This is a genomic window from Streptomyces sp. NPDC057280 (assembly GCF_042668605.1).
Taxonomy (GTDB): domain Bacteria; phylum Actinomycetota; class Actinomycetes; order Streptomycetales; family Streptomycetaceae; genus Streptomyces.
In genome coordinates this window covers 1,995,379-2,017,118 of the sequence record NZ_JBHUYR010000001.1, presented here as the reverse complement: position 1 = coordinate 2,017,118, position 21,740 = coordinate 1,995,379, and the positions used below count along the sequence as shown (strand labels likewise).

Below are 21,740 nucleotides of genomic sequence, written 5' to 3'. Positions count from 1 at the left end.
GTGTACTGAGCGACCGGTTTTTATAAACGCCCATTGCGTCCTACACGCAACCGGTGAATAAGTTGTGGGAGGTCTGAAGACTGAAGCGAATTGGGGTGGCCTCGAATGACCGTCGTACGGTGAGATATCGTGTACGGGGAGTAAGAAACAAACGGCATGGCCTGTTCTTTTCGGGTCCTGCTCTCCTCGCCCCCAGGAGCGTCCCATCGATGGCTAGGCAGTTACGCGCCGAGCAGACCCGAGCGGCGATCATCGCGGCCGCCGCGGACCTGTTCGACCGGCAGGGTTACGAGTCGACCAGCCTGAGCGACATCGTCGAGCACGCCCAAGTCACCAAGGGCGCCCTCTACTTCCACTTCGCGGCGAAACAGGAGCTCGCTCACGCCATTCTGGAGCTTCAGTCGAGAACACTGCGCCGGATGGCGGCGGATATGGACAGCCGCGGCCTTTCCCATCTCGAAGCCCTGATCCGCACCACCTTCGGGATCGCGCGGCTGTCCGTCGAAGGTCCCGTCCCCAGGGCCGGGCTCCGGCTGGCCACCGGCGGACTCGACGTACCGCCGCCGCTCTCCCACCCTTTCGAAGAATGGCTGGACATCACCACCCGCAAACTCCTCGGCGCGGTCAAGGACGCCGACCTCCACCCGGACATCGATGTCGAAGCCGCAGCTCACTCCCTGGTCTGCTCCCTCGTCGGCACCCGGGTCGTCGGCCGCTCCCTGGAACCCGTCACCCGGCAGCCGCGCCGGCTGGCCGAGATGTGGCACCTCCTGATCCGCGGCATGGTGCCGGTACCCCGCCGCGCCCGCTATCTGAGCCTCGCCACCCAGCTGGAGCGGGAGATCAGAATCCCCTGACGGGGGCGGTACGGTGGCGCCCATGCCCCACACCCCGCCCGAGCCGTCCGTCCCGTCCCCGCCCGGGTCGGCCCCCGTGCTCCTCGCCGACGAGCCCGGCTCGTTCCCCTACAGCGTGCTCGCCGAGCGGCATCCCGCGATCGTGGGGCAGGTCCGGGAAGCCTTCCCCTACGGCCCGGACCAGCAGCGCGCCCTCGACGCGCTCCTGGAGAACTGCACGAAGGGCGTGATCGAGCCGCTCCCGGCCGGCGCCTCCGGCCGTGACCTCTGGGCGGCCTGGGGGATGGCCGAGCACACCGGGCGGTCCTGGTTCGACATCCCCTGGCTGTGGTCCGAGAGCTGGTTCTACCGCCGACTCCTCGACGCCGTGGGCTACTTCGGCCCCGGACCCTGGCAAGGCATGGACCCCTTCCGCCCCTTCAAGCTCGCCGAGCTCGAATCAGCGGAGACCGACGAGGAGTTGGCCGCACTCGACGACTTCGCCGACCGGCCGGTCGAGGAACAGGCCGAAGCCCTGCTCCACGGCTCCCTGTGGGGCAACCGCGCCGATCTCGGGTTCCGGCTGTCCGACGGGGACGCCGAGGCCCGCGCCGCCGTCCCCGCGCTGGTCGCCGACGACAGCGCCGTCCTCTGGTCGCTCCTCGACGGCGCGGACACCCTGTGCCTCGTCGCCGACAACGCGGGCCGCGAACTCGTCCCCGACCTGCTCCTCATCGCCCATCTCCTCGCCCAGGGCCGGGTCCGGCGGGCGGTCCTGCACGTCAAGCCCCACCCGTACTACGTCTCCGACGCCACGACCGCCGACGTGGTCGACGCCCTGCGCCGGCTGACCCGGGCCCGGGGCGCGGCGGCCGCGTACGGGCGCGAGCTCTGGTCGGCGATGGCCGACGGCCGCCTCACGGTCCGCGCCCACGCCTTCTCCTGCGCCCCGCTGCCGTACGAGGCCATGCCCGACGACCTGCGCGCCGAACTCGCCGACGCCACCCTGACCATCCTCAAGGGCGACCTCAACTACCGCCGCCTGGTGGGGGATCGGCGCTGGCCGCCGACCACGCCCTTCGCCGAGGTCACGGCGTATTTCCCGGGCCCGGTGGCGGCCCTGCGCACCCTGAAGTCCGACGTGATCACCGGCCTCACGCCCGCCACCGAGGCCGCCCTGGTGGCGGCGGAGGGACAGCGCTGGCGGACCGGGGGTACGCACGCGCTCATCCAGGTGCGGCCGTGACCGGCCTCAAGTGACCTGAACCGGCGCGGACTTCAGCCCGTTGATGAAGTTCGACACCAGCCGCCGGGCCGGTCCCGCCGCCCGCAGGACGGGCAGCGTGCGCAGCGCCTCCGCGTACAGCACCCGGAGTTGAAGCCGGGCGAAGTGACTGCCGAGGCAGACGTGTGGACCGTCGCCGAAGGACACGTGCGGGTTCGGCGCACGGGACAGATCCAGCCGGTCGGGGGCGTCGAAGACCCGCTCGTCCCGGTTGGCGGAGGCGTGGAAGACGACCACTTTGTCACCAGCCCGGATGCGCCGCCCCGACAGCTCGGTGGCGTGTACGGCGGTGCGCCGGAAGCTGAGGACGGGCGGATGCCAGCGCAGCAACTCATCCACGGCGGTGCTGAGTTCGACTCCGCCGGTGCGCAGTCGTGCGTACGACTCAGGGTGGTCCGCGAGTGCCAGCAGCCCGCCGGGGGCCGCGCTGCGGACGGTGTCGTTGCCCGCGACGGTGAGCAGGAAGAAGAACATCTCCAGCTCGGCGTCGGCGAGTCCGGTGTCCTCGGCGAGGGTGGTCATGACGTCGTCCGCCGGGTGCCGGCGTTTGTGCGCGGCCAGTTGGCGGGCGTACGCGAACATGTCCTGGAGCATCGCGGGGGAGCGCGGGTTCACCGGCCGGCCCGCCGTGTCGCGCACCGGAGCACCGGCCTCGTCGGGGTCCTGGTAGCCGATCACCCGTTGCGTCCAGCGGAGCAGCGGGCCGCGGTCCTGTTCCGGGAGGCCGAGCAGGTCGGCGAGGTTGAGCAGGGCGTAGTCGTCGGTGACCGCGGCGACGAGGTCGACGGTGCCGTCCGTGGCCCGGGCCGTCTCCAGGGCGTGGGCGAAGAGGGTGCGGGCCCGCTCCTCGGCCACCTCGGTGAAGCGGGCGATGCGCGCGGGAGTGAACGCCCGGCTGACCAGACGCCGCAACCGCCCATGCTCGGGCGGGTCCTGATTGAGCATCATGCGACGGATGAACGGCAGGTCGGCCGGATCGGGATCGCGGATCTGCGTGGCGCCGAGACAGGAGGAGTACGTCGCCGGGTCCCGCAGCACCCGCACCACGTCCGCGTGCCGGGTCACCGCCCAGAACCCCGGCCCGGCCGGCCAGTCCAGCACCTCGGGCTCCTCCTGCCAGGCTACCGGGTGGTGGTCGCGCAGGACGCGATAGGCGTCGTAGGGCACTCCGGCCGCGTACCGGCGGGGATCGAACACATCGGGAACCGGCGGGGCCGTGGGCGCCGTAGGGGTCATGCGCCCCACGGTGGCCGACGCCGCGTGATTTTCCAAGGACGTCGAATCGGCTGGCATGTGTGTAGTGATCATGCCAAGCCGAGCGTCATCATGCGCCCATGGCGTTACGGCGATCGTGTTCGGGAAGTGCGAAAAGAGGAACGGCGGTGGCGCTGGCGACGGCCCTCGCCCTGACGCTGACGTCCTGTGGCGACGACGAGGACTCCGGGGCGGCGGACGGCGGGCGGACGAAGATCACCGTGGCCGCGCTGCCGCTGGTCGACTGCGCCATGCTCTACATCGCCCAGGACCGCGGCCTGTTCGAGAAGGAGGGGCTGGACGTCCGCATCCAGCAGATCCAGCAGAGCCTCCAGGCGCTGCCGCCCCTGTCCAAGGGGCAGATCGACATGGTCGCGAGCGCGAACTACGTCACCTACTTCCAGGCCCAGGAGAAGGGCACCCTCGACATCCGCATCGTCGCCGAGGCCATCCGGGCCGCGCCGCACATGATGGACGTGCTGGTGCCGAAGGACTCGGACATCAAGTCCGTCGCCGACCTCACGGGCCGCAAGCTCGCGGTCAACGTCCTCAACAACGTCCAGTCACTGACCTTCGACGAGATCGTGGCGGAACAGGGTGCCGGAAAGCCCGTCTACCGGCAGATCCCCTTCCCGCAGATGGGCGCCGCCCTCGAGAAGGGGCAGGTCGACGCCGTGCACGCGGTCGAGCCCTACGACAGCGCCATCCAGGACGAGTTGGGGGCACGGGTGCTGGTGGACGGGGCGTCCGCGCCGGTGCAGTCCATCCCGCTCAGCGGCTACCTCACGACCGCGCGGTACGCGCGTGGGCATGCGGACGCCCTCGCCGCGTTCCAGCGCGCCATCAGGGCCGCCGTCAGGATCGCGGCGAAGGACCCGGAGACCGTCCGCGACATCCTGCCGACCTACACCGAGGTGACCGCACAGCAGGCGAAGCAGATCGACCTGCCGGTCTTCCCGCCGACGATGGACGCCGCGCAGATCGCCCGGCTGACCGAGCTGATGAAGAAGCAGGGGATGGTGCAGAAGGCGATCGATCCGACGGCGTTGCTGGTGAAGTGAGGGAGAGGTCTCCGGAGGGCGTGCGGTGAGGCAGCGGCAGCGGCGGCAGGAGCGGCAGCAGGAGCGGCGACAGGGGCCGGAACTGGTGCTCGGGGCGCTCGGGGTGCTGCTCGCCTTCGGGGTGTGCGAGGCGGTCAGCAGGGCCGGGATCGTCCGCCGCAGCTATCTGCCGCCGGCATCCGAAGTCCTCTTCAGAGCAGCGGAGTTGGCAGGCGACCGGGCGTTCCTCGAGGGTGTGGGCGCCACCCTGCGCGCCTGGGTGCTGGGCCTCGGCCTCGCCATCGCCCTCGCGGTCCCGCTCGGCCTGCTGCTGGGCAGCGTGCCGGTCGTCGACGCCGCCGTCCGCGCGATCGTGGAGTTCCTGCGGCCCCTGCCGTCCGTGGCGTTGATCCCGCTGGTCTCCCTGCTGCTCGGCTCGGGCACCGAGACGAAGGTCGCGCTCGTCACGTACGCCTCCCTCTGGCCGATCCTCTTCAACACCGTCTACGGTCTCGGCGAGACCGACCCCCTCGCCAAGGACACCCTGCGCGCCTTCGGCTTCGGCCGCCTCGCGGTGCTCCTCCGCGTCGAACTCCCCGGCACCGCGCCCTTCATCGCCGCCGGCATCCGTATCTCGGCGTCCGTCGCCCTCATCCTGGCCGTCGCCACCGAGATCCTCTCCGGCTTCGGCGAGGGCCTCGGCATCTTCATAGCCCGGTCCGGCCTGGCCACGGACGGCACCCGGGACGTCCTCGCGGGCGTGGTGTGGGCGGGGGTGCTGGGGCTGGTCATCAACGGGGCACTGGTGTGGGGCGAACACCGGCTGTTCCCGTGGACGGCGGGGGAGCGGGGGGCCGGGGTGGGGACGTGAGCGGGGGCGGGCAGGCGGGCGAGGGGCTGGGCGGGGACGTGAGTGGTGGCGCCTCCACCCCGCCGACCGCGGGACGCCCCTCCGCCTCCACTCCGCCGACCGCAGGGCGCCCCAGCACCTCGACCCCGCCGACCGCGGGACGCCCCAGCACCTCCCCCCACCCCCACAGCCTCTCCCCCCGCCCCGACACCGCGCCCGCGCCACCCCCGATGCGTCGGCCCCCGCACCCCCGCCTCCCCGCTGTCCTCCCGCACGCCCTTCTGCGCTGGGTCGTCCTCGCCCTTGCCGTGGCCGCGTGGGAGGTCGTCGCCCGCGCGCACGGCAGCGTGTATTTCCCGCCACCCGGGCGCATCGCCCGCCACATGTACGACCTGTGGTTCTCGGGCCCCGTCCGGCACGTGTTCCTCACCGAGGCCGCCGTGGCCGACATCCTGCCCAGCCTCGGGCGGATGGCCGCCGGGTTCGCGCTCGCCGCCGTCGCCGGGATCGCGCTCGGCGTCGCGGTCGGCCGCTCGCGGCGCGCGTACGCCCTCTGCAACCCCGTACTTCAGTTCGCGCGGGCCGTCCCCCCACCCGCCTTGGTCCCGGTGTTCGTCGTCGTCTTCGACTTCGGTACGCCCATGCAGATCGCGTCGATCGTCTTCAGTGCCGTCTGGCCGGTGCTGATCAACACCGCGGAGGGCGCCCGCAACACCGACCCCCTGCGCCTCGACGTCGCCGCCGTGCTCCGCCTGGGCCCCGTCGAACGGCTCCGGTTCCTCATCCTCCCGTCCGCGCTGCCCCGCATCTTCGCGGGCCTGCGGCTGAGCCTCTCCCTCTCCCTCATCCTCATGGTGTTCTCGGAACTGCTCCCCGGCACCGCCAACGGCATCGGCTTCACCCTCACCGACGCCCAGACCCGCTCCGACCTGCTCACCGTATGGGCGGCCCTCGTTCTGCTCGGCGCCCTCGGCCACCTGCTCAACACCGGCCTCCTGGCGGTGGAGAAGCGCCTCGTCGGCAGGGGAAGGGCGACCACATGACCCGTACCCGAACCCGTACCCGCACCCAGCCACCCCACGACCCCCGGGCCAGGTGACACGACCGCATGCTCCGTCTCGACGCAGTCGGCCAGTATTACGGCGACCACCCGGTCCTGCGCGACCTCACCCTCACCGTCCCCGACGGTCAACTCCTGTGCGTGGTCGGCCCCTCCGGCTGCGGCAAGTCCACCCTGCTGCGCACCGTCGCCGGTCTGCTGCCCGCACGTGAGGGCCAGGTCACCGTCGACGGCACGCCCGTCACCGGCGTACCCGACCGGCTCGCCGTCGTCTTCCAGGACTACGGCCGCTCCCTCTACCCCTGGCTCACGGTCCGCGACAACGTCGCCCTGCCGCTGCGCCGCCAAGGCCTCCGCCGTGCCGAGCGCCACACCGAGGCCGAGCGCATCCTGGAGCGTGTCGGCCTCGACGGCACCGCCCGCCGCCACCCCTGGCAGCTCTCCGGCGGCATGCAGCAGCGCGTCGCCATCGCCCGCGCCCTGGTCTGCCGCCCCTCCCTGCTGCTCATGGACGAGCCCTTCGGCTCCCTCGACGCGCAGACCCGCGAGGACCTGGAGGACCTCCTCCTGGAGGTCCACCGCACCGACGGCACGACCATCGTGTTCGTCACCCACGACATCGACGAGAGCGTCTACGTCGGCGACCGGGTCGTCGTCCTGTCCCCGGGGCCCGGCTCCCACGTCGTCCTCGACCTGCCGGTCGGACTGCCGGGAAAGCGGGAGCAGATCGGCACGCGCGGGCTCCCGGAGTTCGTGGCGCTGCGGGCGGAGGTCGGCCGAGCGGTGCGGGGCGGCTGAGCGACGCGCACGGCTCGCCCCCGCGGCCGGCCCACCCGCGTCGCCCCGCCGGCCCCCCACGCCCTGCCACCCCACGGAGCGCCACAAATTCCCCCGACAACTCCCGAGTTCAGCCCCGATTCACGCGATGGTGTGATCATGTGCCGTCCGGCGGATGTCCCCCGAAAGGCGCGGGTAGAGCCCCCGCCATGACGCAGCAGCCCTTCGAACTCCCGCACTTCTACATGCCGTATCCCGCGCGGCTGAACCCGCACCTCGACGAGGCCCGTGCCCACTCGACGGCGTGGGCGCGCGAGATGGGCATGCTGGAAGGGTCCGGGATCTGGGAGCAGTCCGATCTCGACGCCCATGACTACGGCCTGCTCTGCGCCTACACCCACCCCGACTGCGACGGCCCCGCCCTCTCCCTGATCACCGACTGGTACGTGTGGGTCTTCTTCTTCGACGACCACTTCCTGGACATGTTCAAACGCACCCAGGACCGCGCCGCCGGAAAGGCCCACCTGGACCGGCTGCCGCTGTTCATGCCGATGGACCTCCGCACCCCGATGCCCGAGCCGCTCAACCCCGTCGAGGCGGGGCTCGCCGACCTGTGGACGCGGACCGTGCCCGCCATGTCGGCCGGCTGGCGGCGCCGCTTCGCCGTGGCCACCGAGCATCTGCTCAACGAGTCCCTGTGGGAGCTGTCCAACATCAACGAGGGCCGGATCGCCAACCCGGTCGAGTACATCGAGATGCGCCGCAAGGTGGGCGGCGCCCCCTGGTCGGCGGGGCTCGTGGAGTTCGCGACCGCCGAAGTCCCCGGCTCCGTCGCGGAATCGAGGCCGCTGAGGGTCCTCATGGAGACGTTCTCCGACGCCGTGCACCTGCGCAACGACCTGTTCTCCTACCAGCGCGAGGTCGAGGACGAGGGCGAGAACAGCAACGGCGTCCTGGTCCTGGAGACCTTCTTCGGCTGTACGACACAGGAGGCCGCCGACCTCGTCAACGACGTCCTCACCTCCCGCCTCCACCAGTTCGAACACACCGCCCTCACCGAGGTGCCCGCCCTCGCCGTGGAGAAAGGTCTCACCCCGCCCGAGATCGCCGCGGTCGCCGCCTACGCCAAGGGACTTCAGGACTGGCAGTCCGGCGGCCACGAATGGCATCTGCGCTCCAGCCGCTACATGAACAAGGGCGTCCGCTCCGCCTCGCCGTGGCACGGCCTCACCGGCGCCGGCACCTCCGCCGCCGACGTCGCCGCCCTGCTCGCCGCTGCCGCGGCGGAACGTCTGCGCGCCCACACGCACGTGCCGTACCAGAAGGTCGGCCCGTCCCTGCTGCCCGACTTCCACATGCCGTTCCAGGTGGAGCTCAGCCCGCATCTGGACGCCGCCCGCCCCCGCCTCACCGCGTGGACGCACCGCATGGGCATGCTCCAGGAGGGCGTCTGGGACGAGGACCGGCTCGCCGCCTTCGACCTCGCCCTGTGCTCGGCGGGCATCGACCCGGACGCCACCCCCGAGGCCCTCGACCTCAGCGCCCAGTGGCTGGCCTGGGGGACGTACGCCGACGACTACTACCCCCTTGTCTTCGGCCGCCGCCGCGACCTGGCCGCCGCCAGGATGAGCACGCAGCGCCTGGCGGACTGCATGCCCGTCGACGGCGAGCCGATCCCCGCCCCGGCCAACGGCATGGAGCGTGGCCTCGTCGACCTGTGGACCCGTACCACGGCCGGGATGACCCCGGACGCGCGGCGCTCCCTGAAGGACTCCGTGAACGTGATGACGGAGAGCTGGGTCTGGGAGCTCGCCAACCGGATCCAGAACCGCATCCCCGACCCGGTCGACTACCTGGAGATGCGCCGCGCCACCTTCGGTGCCGACCTCACCCTGAACCTGTGCCGGTCGGGCCACGCCCCGGCCGTTCCGCCGGAGGTCTACCGCAGTGGGCCCGTCCGCTCGCTGGAGAACGCCGCCGTCGACTACGCGTGCTTACTGAACGACATCTTCTCGTACCAGAAGGAGATCGAGTACGAGGGCGAGATCCACAACGCGATCCTCGTCGTGCAGAACTTCTTCGGCATCGACTACCCGACCGCCCTCGGGGTCGTCCACGACCTGACGACCCAGCGCATGCGGCAGTTCCAGCATGTCGCCGCCCATGAACTGCCCATCGTGTACGACGACTTCGCCCTGTCCGACGACGCTCGTGAGGTCATGCGGAACTACGTCCTCGACCTGCAGAACTGGATGGCGGGCATCCTCCACTGGCATCGGACGGTCGACCGCTACAAGTCCGGCTTCCTGGCCCGGCGCGCCCACGGCTTCCTTCCGGACCGGTCACCGCACCTGCCGCTGCCTCTGGTCAGCTGAGTCCGCGCACCCGCCGGACGGCCCGCTCGGCGAGCTCCCGGACGCCCCACGCGGCGGACTCCGAGAGCTCGCCGCGTATCGCCTCGGCGGCGCCCAGCAGCGCGTGGGCGTCCTCGGCGGAGTCCGCGTCGGCCAGGGCGAGGGCCAGGTGGTAGTGCTCCTCGGCGATGTACCGGCCGAGGCTCGTGCCCCGCCAGAACCTCAGCGAGTCGTCCGCGGGCTCGGCCAGGGTGTCCCTGAGCGCCGCCAAGGAACGGTCGGCCGCGGGGAGTTGTCCCGTCTCCCGCTCCAGCCGGGCCTGGGTCAGCCGGCTGGAGACCCGGTCGCTCACCGTCTCCTGGAGCGCGGTGTGCAGCCGCTGGGCGCGCAGCGCCTGGCCCGGCTCGCCGATCCGCTCCAGGTCGTGGGCGAGGGCGGACAGTTCGGAGGTGTCCAGGCGGGTGGGATCGTCGGTCCGCCGCAACAGGCCCTGGTCCAGCTCGATCGCGTCGAGCCGGCGGATCAGCGCGCACCGGGCGAGGTTCGTCATGCCCTGGTCCAGGGCGAGGTCGGTCCAGGTGTACAGCGGCTCGTCGGCGGGGTCGGTGCCGAACATCAGGTCGTCCAGCTCGCGGGCCCAACTCAGCAGCTCGGCCGGGCCGGCGTCGGGGCCGGGGAGCTCGCTCAGTCCGCAGGCCGTGTCGAAGTCGGTCTGCCGTGCCTCGTGCAGCAGCGGGAGATCCTCCACATTGCCGTGCAGCCCCACCAGCACGGTGGCGAGCCGCAGTTCGTCCGTCATCGACGACCGCGCCTCCTGGCGCAGCAGCCCCCGCAGCAGGCCGAGGTCGCCCTCCGCGCGGTCGAACTGCGCGGCCCGCAGCGCGATCCGGCGTCGTACGGGATTCCCGGCGACCGCGGCCCGCACCTCGCGGTCCGCCGTCCGCAACGCGGCCAGATCGGCGCGGCCGGCCGCCAGGACGGGCTCCCAGAGCGGCGGCGGGGGCGGGCCGATGAGGTCGTAGGCGCGGCCCTCCTCCGCGTTGAGCAGCAGGAAGTCGGGCTCGGTGCGGGCCAGGGCCGCGTCGAGGAGCGCTTCGAGCTCCTCGCGGGGGCGCTCCGGGAAGCCCAGGGCGGTACGCAGCTCGGTCCGCGCCGCCTCCAGAGCGGCGGCGTCCTCGTCGTCGTAGTCCTCCGCGTCCTCCAGGCCGATCATGATCTCCAGGGCCTCGTCGGCACTGGCGCCGACGAGCCCCGCCGAGCCCTCGGAGTCGGCGTACAGGACCGAGCCGTCCTCGCACATGAAATACGTCCCCCCGCCGGCGTCGCCCGCCACGATCCGCAGGGAGCCGCCGGAGGCGAGACGGACCGGCTCCACATGGCCGCACCCGGCCCGCTGCACGTCGAAGTCGAAGGGGTACGCGGCGAGTTCGGCGAGGCGGGAGTCCTGGAGGAGCAGCCGGAGGGCGCGATCGGTCATGCGGCAGAAAGTAACAGCCGCCACCGACAAAGGGACTTTGCGGTTCCGTTTGCGGTGTGCCCGTCACCCGGCGGGCTGGGCCTCCCTCAGGCCGGCGTGGGCCACGGCGGCTCGCGCCAGCGCCCGGACCATCGGGTGCGGGCGCGAGCCGTCACCGGACAGCTCCGGCTGGAAGAGGGAGGCCAGGAAGAACGGGTGGCCCGGCAGTTCGGCGATCCGGACGTGGCCGTCCTCGTCGTACCCGGAGAAGCGCATGCCGTGCGCGCGCAGGGTGTCGAGGTGGCGGGACGGACCGTAGGCGCAGAAGTAGCGCTCGACGGTGCGCTCCGAGCCGATCACCGACTGGGCGAGCGAACCGGGTTCGACGACGACCACCGCCTCGTGGCCGACGAGCGAACAGGCCAGCGGCTCGATGAGGAGGTCCTCGGCGTCGGGGTCGGTCTCGGCGTGCGCCACGCGCGTGAGGCCGCACACGTTGCGGGCGTACTCCAGCAGGGCGTGCTGGAGCCCGGCACAGGTGCCGAGGAACGGGATGCCCTCCACGCGCGCGGTCCGGATCGCCGCGAGCACCCCCTCCTCGCTGCGGTACGGACTGCCCGGCAGCACCCACACGGCGTCGAAGCCGCTGACGGCGCCCTCCGCCCCGGCGTCCTCGGACGGGATCCAGTAGGCGTCGAGGACGAGCCGGTCGCGTTCGGCGAGGGCGTCGAGGAGGAGCGGGATGCGGGTGTGGGAGACGACGCTGGGGGAGCGGTCGCCGACCAGGGCGATACGGGCTGCTGAATCGGTCATGCCCTCATCCTGGGCGGGAGCGCCGGATCACGTCCAACGATGATTTCTGCATGCTCGATAAGCGATGCTGATGAGAGGGTGGGGGGCATGGACCCGCACCTCCTGCGCACCTACGTCACCGTCGCCCGGCTCGCCTCGTTCTCCGAGGCCGCGCGGGAGCTGGGGTACACCCAGTCGGCCGTTTCCCAGCACATCCAGGCCCTCGAACTGGACCTGGGCGCACCGCTGCTGACCCGCCGCCCGGTCGCGCCCACGGCGGCCGGCGAGCGGCTCCTCGAGCACGCGGGCCCGCTCCTGCTGCGCCTTGACGCGGCCCGCGCGGACGTCGTACGGATGGCGTCCGCACCCGAGCACGGACTGACCCTCGCCGCCGCCCCCACCGCGCTCGCCGCCCGCGTCCTCGCCGCGCTCCCGGCGGCCGGGGTGACCCTGCGGGTGCTGGCCCGCGACGCGATCCCCGCCGCCGTCGCCACCGGCACCGCCGACCTGGGCCTGGTCGACGGTCTGGCCGCCCCCAGCGACCCGCTGCGGCTGCCCGACGTGGCGCCGCTGACCACGCGCGGCGCCGGCGAGGAACCCGTGTGCGTCCTCCTGCCGGCCGGTCATCCCCTGGCCCGGCGTCCCGGACTGCGCCTCGGGGACCTGGCCGACGCCCGCTGGCTGGACGCCCCCGACGCCGGACTGCCGCTCGCCCACCTCCGCGCGGCGAACGGCGGCCACGGCTTCCGCACCGCACTCCACTACGACGGCACCGACCTCCACACCCTCACATGCCTGGCGGCGGCGGGCCGGGGCCTGACCCTGCTGCCCCGCTCGATGGCCACGGGGGTGGCGGGCACGGCCGCCGTGCCGGTCACCGAACCCCGGGTCGTGCACCGGACGGAACTCGTGCACACGGGGGCGCCGCGGGGCGCGGCGGCGCGGCTGGCGGACGTGCTGACGAGGTGAGCGGACCCGCGCCGCGAAAGGTCACGACGCCTATGGCTTCCCTCCGCTGACCGCTGGTCAGTCTCACTCGTTCGTGGCTCGTCGGGCCTCGGTGTGACGGGTAGAGCACCAGCCGGGACCGCCCCGTATCCGCCGGAGGCGACCCGCGTCCGCCGGAGGCAAGCCATGGAACAGACCGCGTTGCGCCCCAAGCCGATGCCCGGCCAGGAGCCCGGCGGCGGCACCAGGCCCGGCCCCGCCCGGCGCCCGCACGCCGCCCGCAGGCGGGGCCGACGGCTGCGGACCGTGCTGTTCGCGCTGTTCGTCGGGACGGTACTGGTGCTCACCGGCGTCGGCCTCGGCACCGTCGGCGCCACGGTGATCGGCATGAGCAAACTCGCCGAAATGCAACGGGAGTTGGGCGGGGCGGCCGCCCCCCGTCCGGCCGCCCCGGGCCCTCGGCCCCCTTCGTCGCCCCCGTCGCCCGCATCGCCCGCTCCGTCTTCCTCCGCCGGCACCACCGCGACCCTCGGAGTGGAGGCGGTGGACGCCGAGAAGGCGGGCGCGCTGCTCGTCGGCGTCCATGTGCCCGGCCCCGGCTACACGGCCGGCCTGGTGCGGGGCGACGTACTCCTCCAGGTCGGCAAGAGGCGCGTCGACTCGGCAGCCGACCTCGCCCGCGCCGTCGCCGCCGCACGCCCCGGCAAGGAGATCACCTTGACGATCCGTCACCAGAGCGGCGGCTACCAGCAGTTGGTCGCCGTCCCCGGCATCGTCACGTGACCACCCGGAAGTGGCTGGTAAGCCGCCCCGCGTCGTCCAGGACATGGAACGCCAACCCCACCGGCGCGTCCCGGTCCGCCACCTGGTCGCCCTCCCAGGGCAGCCGCAGCGTCCAGGTCACCCCCGGCCCGACCATCAGCGGCCGCCCGGCGAAGACGCTCGCCGCCGGGGTGTGGGCGTGCCCCGTGATCAGGCCGGCGATCTCGGGGCGGCGGTCGAGCAGCGCGGCCAGTCGGTCCGGTCGCGCCAACTGGTAGCGGTCCGGCAGCGGGTGGTGCAGCGCCACCGGCGGGTGATGGAAGGCGAGCAACGCCCGCCGCCCGCGGCCGAGTTCGTCGAGCGTGGCCTCGATCCAGTCGTACGTCTCGTCGTCGAGGGCCCCGTCGTCGGCGCCCGAAATGCTGGAGTCGCACATCAGCACCGCCGCGTCGTCGAAGACCCGCACGCTGTTGACCGGCCCCTCGGACGCGGGCACGCCGAGCAGCGCCTTGCGGTACGGGGCGCGGCTGTCGTGGTTGCCCGGGCAGGTCAGCACGGGGAACGGCGCGTCGCTCAGCAGGCGCGCGGCCTCCTCGTACTCCGCCTCCGTGCCGTGGTCCGCGATGTCCCCCGTCACCAGCAGCGCGTCCACCGCGCCGGGCAGCTCCCACAGGTGGTCGCGGACGCGCCTCGCGCGCGTGGTGGCCCGTTCGCTTCCGTCCAGATGCAGATCGCTGATGTGCGCGAGCACGAGCACGGCGTACGCCTCCCCTGATGGGTTTAATGGTGTGGGCTGATTCAAGCATTAGGACTAACGCTTGGGCAATCGATAACCGTTAACCCGGGAAAAAGGCTGGTTCCCCGCCCTCCGCCCGCGCCACGATGAGCTCATGCCGAGCACCCTCATCGCCTTCCTCGGGGCCTGCACCCTGGTCGCGGCCTCACCCGGACCGAGCACCGTCCTGATCATCAAGCAGTCGCTGCACAGCCGGCGGTCCGGCTTCCTGACGGTGCTCGGCAACGAGACCGGCGTCTTCGTCTGGGGCCTGGTCGCCGCGTTCGGCCTGACCGCGCTCCTCACGGCCTCCGAGATGGCGTACGACGTGATGCGCGTCGTCGGCGCGGTGGTGCTGGTGGCCTTCGGTGTCCAGGCGCTGCGCCAGGCCCGCCGCGGCCGCACCGAGGGGGCCGAGCAGGCCGTGGACGGCTGGACGGGCGGCGGGAAGAGCGGCTGGGCCGCCTACCGCGGCGGGCTGCTGCTCAACCTCGCCAACCCCAAGGCGGCCGTCTTCGCCATGTCCTTCCTGCCGCAGTTCGTGCCCGCCGGCGCCCCGCATCTGCCGACGATGGTGGGCCTCGCCGCGCTCTGGGCCGTCTACGAGGTCGGCTACTACGGCCTGTACGTGTGGTTCGTCGGCCGGATGCGCGCGGTCCTGTCCCGCGCCGGGGTGCGCCGGCGCCTGGAGCAGGTCTCCGGCGGCGTCCTGCTCCTGCTCGGCGTCCGGCTGGCGCTGGAGAACTGACGCCCGGCGCGAGACCGCCCCGGCGGGGACCGCGAACCGGCTCGCGCCGCCCCCGTGGACCGGGCAGGATGCTGCCCGTAGCCCCCGTTGTCCCACTGTCCGCCCAGGGAGGCCCGGATGACCGGCAGCAAGACCGCGCCCTTCACCGCCGACGACTACCGGGCCCGCATGGAGCACGCCGCTCAGGCGGCCGCCGACGCCGGACTCGCCGGACTGCTCGTGGCCCCCGGCCCCGACCTGGTCTGGCTCACCGGCTACACCCCCACCGCGATCACCGAACGACTCACCCTGCTGGTGCTCGCCCCCGGCCAGGACCCCGTCCTCGTCGTCCCGACCCTGGAGGCCCCCGACGCCGCCCACGCGGCGGGCGCGCCCGCGCTGACCCTGCGCGACTGGACCGACGGCAAGGACCCCTACGCCGCCACCGCCGCCCTCCTGGACTCCGGCGGCCGCTTCGGCGTCAGTGACAACGCCTGGGCCATGCACCTGCTGGGCCTGCAGAAGACGCTGCCGAACACCTCGTACGCCGCCCTCACCGACGCCCTGCCGATGCTCCGGGCGGTCAAGGACGCGGCCGAACTGGAGCTCCTGGCAGCCGCGGGCGCGGCTGCTGACGCAACGTTCGAGGAGATCCGCAAGGTTCCCTTCGGCGGCCGCCGCGAGTCCGAGGTCGGTGCCGACCTCGCCGACCTGCTGCGCCGGTTCGGGCACTCCCAGGTCGACTTCACCATCGTGGCCTCCGGCCCCAACGGCGCCAACCCGCACCACGAGGTCGGCGACCGCGTCATCGAACACGGCGACATGGTCGTCCTCGACTTCGGCGGCCTCAAGGACGGCTACGGCTCCGACACCTCCCGCACCGTCCACGTCGGCGAACCCACCGACGAGGAACGCCGGGTGCACGACCTGGTCCGCGAGGCCCAGGAGGCCGGCTTCCGGGCCGTGCGCCCCGGCGTCGCCTGCCAGGAGGTCGACCGCGCCGCCCGCAAGGTCATCGCCGACGCCGGCTACGGCGAGTACTTCATCCACCGCACCGGCCACGGCATCGGCGTCACCACCCACGAACCGCCGTACATGATCGAGGGCGAGGAGCAGCCCCTCGTTCCCGGCATGTGCTTCTCCGTGGAGCCCGGCGTCTACCTGCCCGGCCGTTTCGGCGTCCGTATCGAGGACATCGTCACGGTCACCGAGGAAGGCGGCCGTCGACTCAACGACACCACCCGCGAGATGGTCATAGTGGACTGATCCAGCCTTCAGGAGCCCCGACCCCGAGTGACAGCGGCGCGACCATGACCCAGGCACCGACACCCACCGCGGACACCGTCCGGCGGCTGGTCCGTTCCCTCCTCAAGGACGCCTCCGACGCGGCCGGGCCCGAGATCCGGCCGGTCGCCGAGAGCGCCGAGCCCGCCGTCTGGTGGGTCGGCAGCCGCCATGTGCTGCGCCTCGCCGCCGACCGCGAGGCCACCGCGCGCCAGCGCCGCGAACTGCGCCTGCGCGACCTCGTCCGCGCGCACGTCCCGGTCGCCGTACCCACCAGCGTCGCCCACGGCGAATGGGCGCCGGGTCTGACGTACACCCTCGACAGCAAGCTGCCCGGCGGCTCGGCGCGCGAGCACGACGTGTCCGCCGTCGGCGAGGCCGACCTGGCCGCGCTGCTCACCGGGCTGCGCGAGGTGCCGGTCCGGCAGGCCGAGACCCTCGGCGTCCCCCGCACCGCTCCGCGCTCCCTGGAGGCACTGCGCCGCGCCGCCGAGCGTGCCGCCGAACTCCTCGCCACGGCCGACGAGTTCGACCCCGCACGGCTCCACCAGCTCTCCCAGCCGGCCGCCGTGCAGCTCGCCGCGCAACCCGGCACCGCCGTCCTCGTCCACCACGGACTCACCCGCGACCACCTCGTCGTCAGCGCCGACGGACGGGTGCGGGGTGTGCTCGGCTGGGCCGACGCGGTCCTCGGCGACCCCGCGGAGGACATCGCCTGCCTCGCCCTCGCCGTCGGCTCGCCCGCCGCGGTCCGCGCCGCCACCCTCGCCGGCTACGGCGCCCGCCCCTGTCTGCGCGGCCTGTGGCTCGCCCGCTGCGACGCCGTCGTCCGCCTCGCCGCCCACCTCCAGGGCCGCGAGGACACCCCCCTGCCGGAACTTCGCGTCCAGCTCCGGCACGCCTGGGAGGCGATCCTGCTGGAACGGGTGACGGAGCTGCGGGAGGACGGCGGGGAGGACGAGATCTAGGCGGATCCGGGCGGATCCGGGCTGATCCGGGCGGCGGCGGGTCCGGAAGGCGCCGGGTCTGGAAGGCGCCGGGTCCGGATGGCGCCGGGTTTGGACGGCGCCGGGTTTGGACGGCGCCGGGTCCGGACGGCGCCGGGAGGGTCCGGGCGAGCCCTGGGGAAGCGGATCCGATCAGGCCGCCGGTCACTCCTGCAACAGCACCACGCACGACTCCCCGGGCACCTCCAGCACGCCGTCCGCGCCCGGCGCCGCCACCGGCTCCCACGCGGCCAGCACACGCGCCTGACGGGGTCCCAGCGGGATCGCGGCGGTCTCCTTGGCCAGGTTCACCGCCACCCGTACGTCACCGCGCCGGAAGGCCAGCCAGCGCCGCCGCTCGTCGAAGGCCACCTTGGTGTCGGCGAGGTCCGGGTCGGTGAGGTCGGCCTGTTCGTGGCGCAGGGCGATGAGCCGCCGGTACCAGGCGAGCACGCGCGCGTGGGGCTCGCGCTCCGGCTCGGACCAGTCCAGGCAGGAACGGTCCCGGGTCGCCGGGGCCTGCGGGTCGGGGACGTCCTCCTCCGCCCAGCCGTGCGCCGCGAACTCCCGCCGCCTGCCCCGCCGTACGGCCTCCGCGAGCTCCGGGTCGGTGTGGTCGGTGAAGAACTGCCACGGCGTCCCCGCCGCCCACTCCTCGCCCATGAACAGCATCGGCGTGAAGGGCGCGGTGAGCGTCAGCGTGGCGGCGCAGGCCAGCAGGCCGGGGGAGAGGGAGGCCGAAAGGCGGTCGCCCTGGGCGCGGTTGCCCACCTGGTCGTGGGTCTGGCTGTAGCCGAGCAGCCGGTGCGCGGCCACCCGCGCGCGGTCCAGCGGTCGGCCGTGGTGCCGGCCGCGGAAGCTGGAGTACGTGCCGTCGTGGAAGTACCCACCGCCCAGCGTCTTGGCCAGCGCCGCGAAGGGGGCCTCGGCGAAGTCGGCGTAGTAGCCCTGCGACTCGCCGGTCAGCGCGGTGTGCAGACAGTGGTGGAAGTCGTCGTTCCACTGCGCGTGCAGCCCGAGGCCGCCCTCCGCGCGCGGGGTGACCAGACGGGGATCGTTCAGATCGGACTCGGCGATCAGGAACAGCGGCCGGCCGAGGTCGGAGGCGAGGGCGTCGACCGCCGTCGACAGCTCCTCCAGGAAGTGGCACGCGCGCGTGTCCGCCAGCGCGTGCACCGCGTCCAGGCGCAGCCCGTCGAGCCGGTAGTCCCGCAGCCACGCCAGCGCACTGCCCAGCAGATACGCGCGCACCTCGTCGGAGCCCGGCGCGTCCAGGTTCACGGCCGAACCCCACGGCGTGTGGTGGGTGTCGGTGAAGTACGGGCCGAACGCGGGCAGGTAATTGCCCGACGGACCCAGGTGGTTGTGCACGACGTCCAGGACGACGCCCAGACCGAGCGCGTGCGCCCGGTCCACGAAGCGCTTCAGCGCCTCGGGGCCGCCGTAGGGCTCGTGCACGGCCCACAGCGACACGCCCTCGTAACCCCAGCCGTGCCGCCCGGGGAAGGGGCACAGCGGCATCAACTCCACGTGCGTGACGCCCAGTTCCACCAGGTGCTCCAGCCGGGCCGCCGCCGCGTCCAGGGTGCCCTCGCGCGTGTACGTGCCCACGTGCAGCTCGTACAGGACCGCGCCCGGCAGCGGCCGCCCCGCCCACTCCGTACGCCATGTGTACCGGCCCTGGTCCACGACCGCGCTCAGCCCGTCCGGGCCGTCCGGCTGGCGGCGCGAACGCGGGTCCGGCAGCACGGGACCGTCGTCGACCGCGAAGCCGTACCGGCTGCCGTCCCGCGCCTCGGCCTCGCCCCGCCACCACCCCGCGCGGTCGGGATCGCGCTCCAACGCGCGCGTGACGCCGTCGCACTGGAGCGTCACACGGTCTGCCTGCGGTGCCCACACCTCGAACTGCACGGACGGTTCCCCTTCGTCTGCTCACCGTGATGTAGCCCGTCCATGGTGCTTCAAACGCGATCAGTCCGCGCGCGTGGCGGCCGTTCTCGCGTTTTCTGGACACCCGGCGTTCACTGCCCGACAATCACGAACGTGACGTCGTCCTTCGAGTTCAACACGTACCCCGCGCGGCTCTCCGACGCGGAGCGCGACAAGGCGCTGAAGGTGCTCCGCGACGGCGTCGCCATGGGACGGCTGTCGCACGACACGTTCATCCGGCGGATGGAACTGGCGCTCGCCGCCCGCCGCTCGGACGAACTCGTGGCGCTCACCGCGGACCTGCCCGTCGAGAGCCGCTTCTCCCGCGTGGTCTTCGGCTCCGTCGAAGCGGTCTCCGGCTTCACCCAGCGCCTGAGGCGCGCCTGGCAGGCCGAGCGGCTGCCCAAGCTGCTGCTGCCCCACCCCGGCAACGGTCACCCGCTGCGCATCGGCCGCGACCCCGCCAACGGCCTGCGCCTGAGCCACGAGACGGTCTCGCGCGTGCACGCCGAACTGAGCCGCCAGGGCGGCCTGTGGGTGCTGCGCGACCTCGGCTCGACCAACGGCACGACAGTGAACGGACGCCGTGTCATCGGGGCGGCCGTCGTGCGCGAGGGCGACCAGGTCGGGTTCGGCCGGATGTGGTTCAGGCTCGCCGCGAACTGAGACCCCGCGGTCCCGCCGACTCAGCCGGACCTTAGCTCTGGCCTGGGATTTGCGCGCTGTAGTGCGTCCAATTCCCTTTGCGTACCGCGGTGTTGACGTACCCCGCAAGTCGTGACTGACTGTACGTCCACCATGCACATCAGGTGAACCGACGGCACCACATTGTGGAGGTGTGCTCTGTCGCCCCTCCTCCGCTACCCGTCCGTCGACGAGCTCGCCGCGCGGGCCGCCGCACTCGTCGTCCGCCACCCCCGCGACGCCCGGCTCCGCCCCATCGGCACCTCCCGCGCGGGCACGCCGATGCTGCTGCTGTCCGTCGGCCACGGCGCCCGGCAGGCCCTCGTCGTCGCCGGCCCGCACGCCAACGAACCCGTGGGCGGCGCCACCGTCCTGCACCTGGCCGAGCGCGCTCTCGCCGACCCCGCGCTCACCGAGGCCGCCGACGCCACCTGGAACCTGCTGCTCTGCCTCGACCCCGACGGCCTGCGCCGCAACGAGGGCTGGCTGCACGGCCCGTACACCCTCGGCCGCTACTTCCGGCACTTCTTCCGGCCCGGCTTCCTGGAACAGCCCGAGTGGCTGCCCGACGGCGCCGCCGCCGTCACCCTGCCGGAGACCCGCGCCCTGCTCGACCTCCAGGACGAGCTGCGGCCCTTCCTGCAGTGCTCGCTGCACGGCGTCGACGTGGGCGGCGGCTTCGTCGAGCTCACCCATGACCTGCCCGGACTCGCCGGACGCGTCGCCCGGATCGCGGGCCGGCTCGGCATCCCGCGCGAACTCGGCGCGTACGACACCCTGTACTGGCCCGGCCTCGGCCCCGCCGTCTACCGCATCCCGCCGCCGCGCCGGGGCGACCTGGCCGCGGCCATCACCGAGGCCGCCGTCGAGTCCACCTGGTTCCACCCCTACCGGCACGGCACCGTGACCGCGGTCGTCGAGGCGCCCATGTGGGGCGTGGCCACCGTCGAGGACGGCTCCCCGCCCGTCGACGCCGACACCGTCCTGCGCCTCGTCAGCCGCACGCTGCGGCACGACACCGGCCTCCTGGAACAGCTGCTCGGCCGGATCCGCCCGCACATCGCCGCCGTACCGGACGCGGAGCGGCTGCTCGCCCCGGTGGACGACTATTTACTGGTCTGCCCCGGCCTCGCCGACGCCTGGGACCCCGATGTCACCGGCACCGACGGCGGCCATCCGCTGCCGCCCCTGAGCACCGCCCATCTCGCCACCCTGCGCATCTCCGGCCGCCGCCTGGCGCTGCGCACCGCGGGACTGCTGCACCAGCTCGTCACCGCCGCCGGCACCGACCCGGCCGGAGTACTGCCCGAACTCGACCGGCTCATCGACCTGTGGTGCGCCGACTACCTCGACGGCTGCGGAGCGCGCTGGATCCCCCTCGCCCGCCAGGTGGAGTACCAGGCGCGGGTGGTGCAGGCCGCGTTCGAACTGGCGGCGGGGCGGCACGCGCGCGTGGGCTCCCGTTCGGGTGAGTCGGGGTGGGGTTCCCCGACGGCCGTGCCGATGCAACGGGAATGAAGAACCGCACTGCATCGAAGGCGGCCCGGGGCACTCTGCTCGCCGCGGTCGCCCTCCTCGTCGCCGGTACGGCCCCCGCCCAGGCGACGGCCCAGCACTCCCGCACCGGCACCTGGCTCTACCTCACGGTCACCAAGGGCGACGCCCGCTCCAGCGACACCCGCGGCACCCTCCTGCTGTGCGACCCGCCCCAAGGACACGGGCACGCCGCCGCGGCCTGCGCGGAACTGGCGGCGGTCGACGGCGACATCGCGGCGCTCCCGCCCAGGAAGGGCTTCTGCCCGATGCTCTACGCCCCGGTGACCGCACACGCGCGGGGCGAGTGGCACGGACGGCCCGTCGAGTACACGGAGACCTTCTCCAACGGCTGCGTGATGGCCGGACGCACCGGACCGGTGTTCGCGCTCGACGGCTGACGACCTG

General features: G+C 73.0%; 20 protein-coding genes. 15 read left to right on the top strand and 5 right to left on the bottom strand.

Annotated features, from left to right (window positions below; genetic code table 11):
- Nucleotides 1–209 precede the first annotated feature (209 nt).
- Entirely contained in the window at nt 210–857 is a 648-nt protein-coding gene (locus tag ACFUO4_RS09130; protein WP_383481570.1) for a ScbR family autoregulator-binding transcription factor, read from the top strand.
- A gap of 22 nt (nt 858–879) precedes the next feature.
- Nucleotides 880–2,082, top strand: a complete 1,203-nt coding sequence (locus tag ACFUO4_RS09125; RefSeq protein WP_383481567.1) for a damage-control phosphatase ARMT1 family protein — start codon at nt 880–882, stop codon at nt 2,080–2,082.
- Nucleotides 2,083–2,088: 6 nt separating this feature from the next.
- Here ACFUO4_RS09125 and ACFUO4_RS09120 read toward each other — a convergent pair whose 3' ends face one another.
- Complete coding sequence (locus ACFUO4_RS09120; RefSeq protein WP_383481564.1) at nt 2,089–3,357, bottom strand: cytochrome P450; 1,269 nt, start codon at nt 3,355–3,357, stop codon at nt 2,089–2,091.
- A 146-nt stretch (nt 3,358–3,503) separates the two neighbouring features.
- On the opposite strand from ACFUO4_RS09120, the gene ACFUO4_RS09115 reads away from it, so the two are divergent.
- The 5 genes from ACFUO4_RS09115 (at nt 3,504) to cyc2 (ending at nt 9,477) form a co-directional block, all read left to right on the top strand.
- Nucleotides 3,504–4,436: an ABC transporter substrate-binding protein gene (locus tag ACFUO4_RS09115; protein WP_383481561.1), complete on the top strand. Its 933-nt coding sequence runs from the start codon at nt 3,504–3,506 to the stop codon at nt 4,434–4,436.
- Between the two features lie 25 nt (nt 4,437–4,461).
- Nucleotides 4,462–5,286 carry an ABC transporter permease gene (locus ACFUO4_RS09110; protein WP_383481558.1) on the top strand — a complete coding sequence of 275 codons (825 nt, stop codon included), beginning with the start codon at nt 4,462–4,464 and terminating at the stop codon, nt 5,284–5,286.
- The gene (locus ACFUO4_RS09105) at nt 5,283–6,308 is read left to right on the top strand and encodes an ABC transporter permease (RefSeq protein WP_383481555.1); all 1,026 of its coding nucleotides are present in this window, start codon (nt 5,283–5,285) and stop codon (nt 6,306–6,308) included. Before ACFUO4_RS09110 ends, ACFUO4_RS09105 begins: the two co-directional genes overlap by 4 nt.
- Before the next feature lie 65 nt (nt 6,309–6,373).
- Nucleotides 6,374–7,123 carry an ABC transporter ATP-binding protein gene (locus ACFUO4_RS09100; protein ID WP_383481552.1) on the top strand — a complete coding sequence of 250 codons (750 nt, stop codon included), beginning with the start codon at nt 6,374–6,376 and terminating at the stop codon, nt 7,121–7,123.
- A 188-nt stretch (nt 7,124–7,311) separates the two neighbouring features.
- A complete protein-coding gene (cyc2, locus tag ACFUO4_RS09095) occupies nt 7,312–9,477 on the top strand; it encodes a germacradienol/geosmin synthase Cyc2 (protein WP_383481549.1) in 2,166 nt (721 codons plus the stop codon).
- Here cyc2 and ACFUO4_RS09090 read toward each other — a convergent pair.
- On the bottom strand, nt 9,470–10,933 hold the full coding sequence (locus ACFUO4_RS09090; RefSeq protein WP_383481546.1) for a hypothetical protein: 1,464 nt from the start codon (nt 10,931–10,933) through the stop codon (nt 9,470–9,472). The genes cyc2 and ACFUO4_RS09090 overlap by 8 nt on opposite strands.
- A gap of 63 nt (nt 10,934–10,996) precedes the next feature.
- On the bottom strand, nt 10,997–11,725 hold the full coding sequence (locus ACFUO4_RS09085; protein WP_097270183.1) for a hypothetical protein: 729 nt from the start codon (nt 11,723–11,725) through the stop codon (nt 10,997–10,999).
- An 87-nt stretch (nt 11,726–11,812) separates the two neighbouring features.
- Between ACFUO4_RS09085 and ACFUO4_RS09080 the strand changes: the two genes are divergently transcribed.
- Both ACFUO4_RS09080 and ACFUO4_RS09075 read left to right on the top strand, forming a co-directional pair.
- Complete coding sequence (locus tag ACFUO4_RS09080; RefSeq protein ID WP_383481542.1) at nt 11,813–12,673, top strand: LysR family transcriptional regulator; 861 nt, start codon at nt 11,813–11,815, stop codon at nt 12,671–12,673.
- A 165-nt stretch (nt 12,674–12,838) separates the two neighbouring features.
- Nucleotides 12,839–13,435: a PDZ domain-containing protein gene (locus ACFUO4_RS09075; protein WP_383481539.1), complete on the top strand. Its 597-nt coding sequence runs from the start codon at nt 12,839–12,841 to the stop codon at nt 13,433–13,435.
- Here ACFUO4_RS09075 and ACFUO4_RS09070 read toward each other — a convergent pair.
- Entirely contained in the window at nt 13,428–14,171 is a 744-nt protein-coding gene (locus ACFUO4_RS09070; RefSeq protein WP_383481536.1) for a metallophosphoesterase, read from the bottom strand. The genes ACFUO4_RS09075 and ACFUO4_RS09070 overlap by 8 nt on opposite strands.
- Before the next feature lie 133 nt (nt 14,172–14,304).
- On the opposite strand from ACFUO4_RS09070, the gene ACFUO4_RS09065 reads away from it, so the two are divergent.
- The 3 genes from ACFUO4_RS09065 (at nt 14,305) to ACFUO4_RS09055 (ending at nt 17,168) form a co-directional block, all read left to right on the top strand.
- A complete protein-coding gene (locus ACFUO4_RS09065) occupies nt 14,305–14,937 on the top strand; it encodes a LysE family translocator (protein WP_383481533.1) in 633 nt (210 codons plus the stop codon).
- A gap of 117 nt (nt 14,938–15,054) precedes the next feature.
- On the top strand, nt 15,055–16,182 hold the full coding sequence (locus ACFUO4_RS09060; protein ID WP_383481530.1) for a M24 family metallopeptidase: 1,128 nt from the start codon (nt 15,055–15,057) through the stop codon (nt 16,180–16,182).
- A gap of 44 nt (nt 16,183–16,226) precedes the next feature.
- The gene (locus ACFUO4_RS09055) at nt 16,227–17,168 is read left to right on the top strand and encodes an aminoglycoside phosphotransferase family protein (RefSeq protein WP_383481527.1); all 942 of its coding nucleotides are present in this window, start codon (nt 16,227–16,229) and stop codon (nt 17,166–17,168) included.
- A 183-nt stretch (nt 17,169–17,351) separates the two neighbouring features.
- Here the strand turns inward: ACFUO4_RS09055 and treZ are convergent, their stop codons facing one another.
- Nucleotides 17,352–19,097, bottom strand: a complete 1,746-nt coding sequence (gene treZ / locus ACFUO4_RS09050) for a malto-oligosyltrehalose trehalohydrolase (protein ID WP_383481524.1) — start codon at nt 19,095–19,097, stop codon at nt 17,352–17,354.
- Between the two features lie 132 nt (nt 19,098–19,229).
- Between treZ and ACFUO4_RS09045 the strand changes: the two genes are divergently transcribed.
- The 3 genes from ACFUO4_RS09045 to ACFUO4_RS09035 all read left to right on the top strand — a co-directional run bounded on the left by ACFUO4_RS09045 (nt 19,230) and on the right by ACFUO4_RS09035 (nt 21,733).
- A complete protein-coding gene (locus ACFUO4_RS09045) occupies nt 19,230–19,781 on the top strand; it encodes an FHA domain-containing protein (RefSeq protein ID WP_383481521.1) in 552 nt (183 codons plus the stop codon).
- A gap of 162 nt (nt 19,782–19,943) precedes the next feature.
- Nucleotides 19,944–21,317 carry a M14 family zinc carboxypeptidase gene (locus ACFUO4_RS09040; RefSeq protein ID WP_383481518.1) on the top strand — a complete coding sequence of 458 codons (1,374 nt, stop codon included), beginning with the start codon at nt 19,944–19,946 and terminating at the stop codon, nt 21,315–21,317.
- Entirely contained in the window at nt 21,314–21,733 is a 420-nt protein-coding gene (locus ACFUO4_RS09035) for an SSI family serine proteinase inhibitor (protein ID WP_383481515.1), read from the top strand. The genes ACFUO4_RS09040 and ACFUO4_RS09035 overlap by 4 nt, the downstream gene beginning before the upstream one ends.
- The last annotated feature ends 7 nt before the right edge of the window (nt 21,734–21,740 follow it).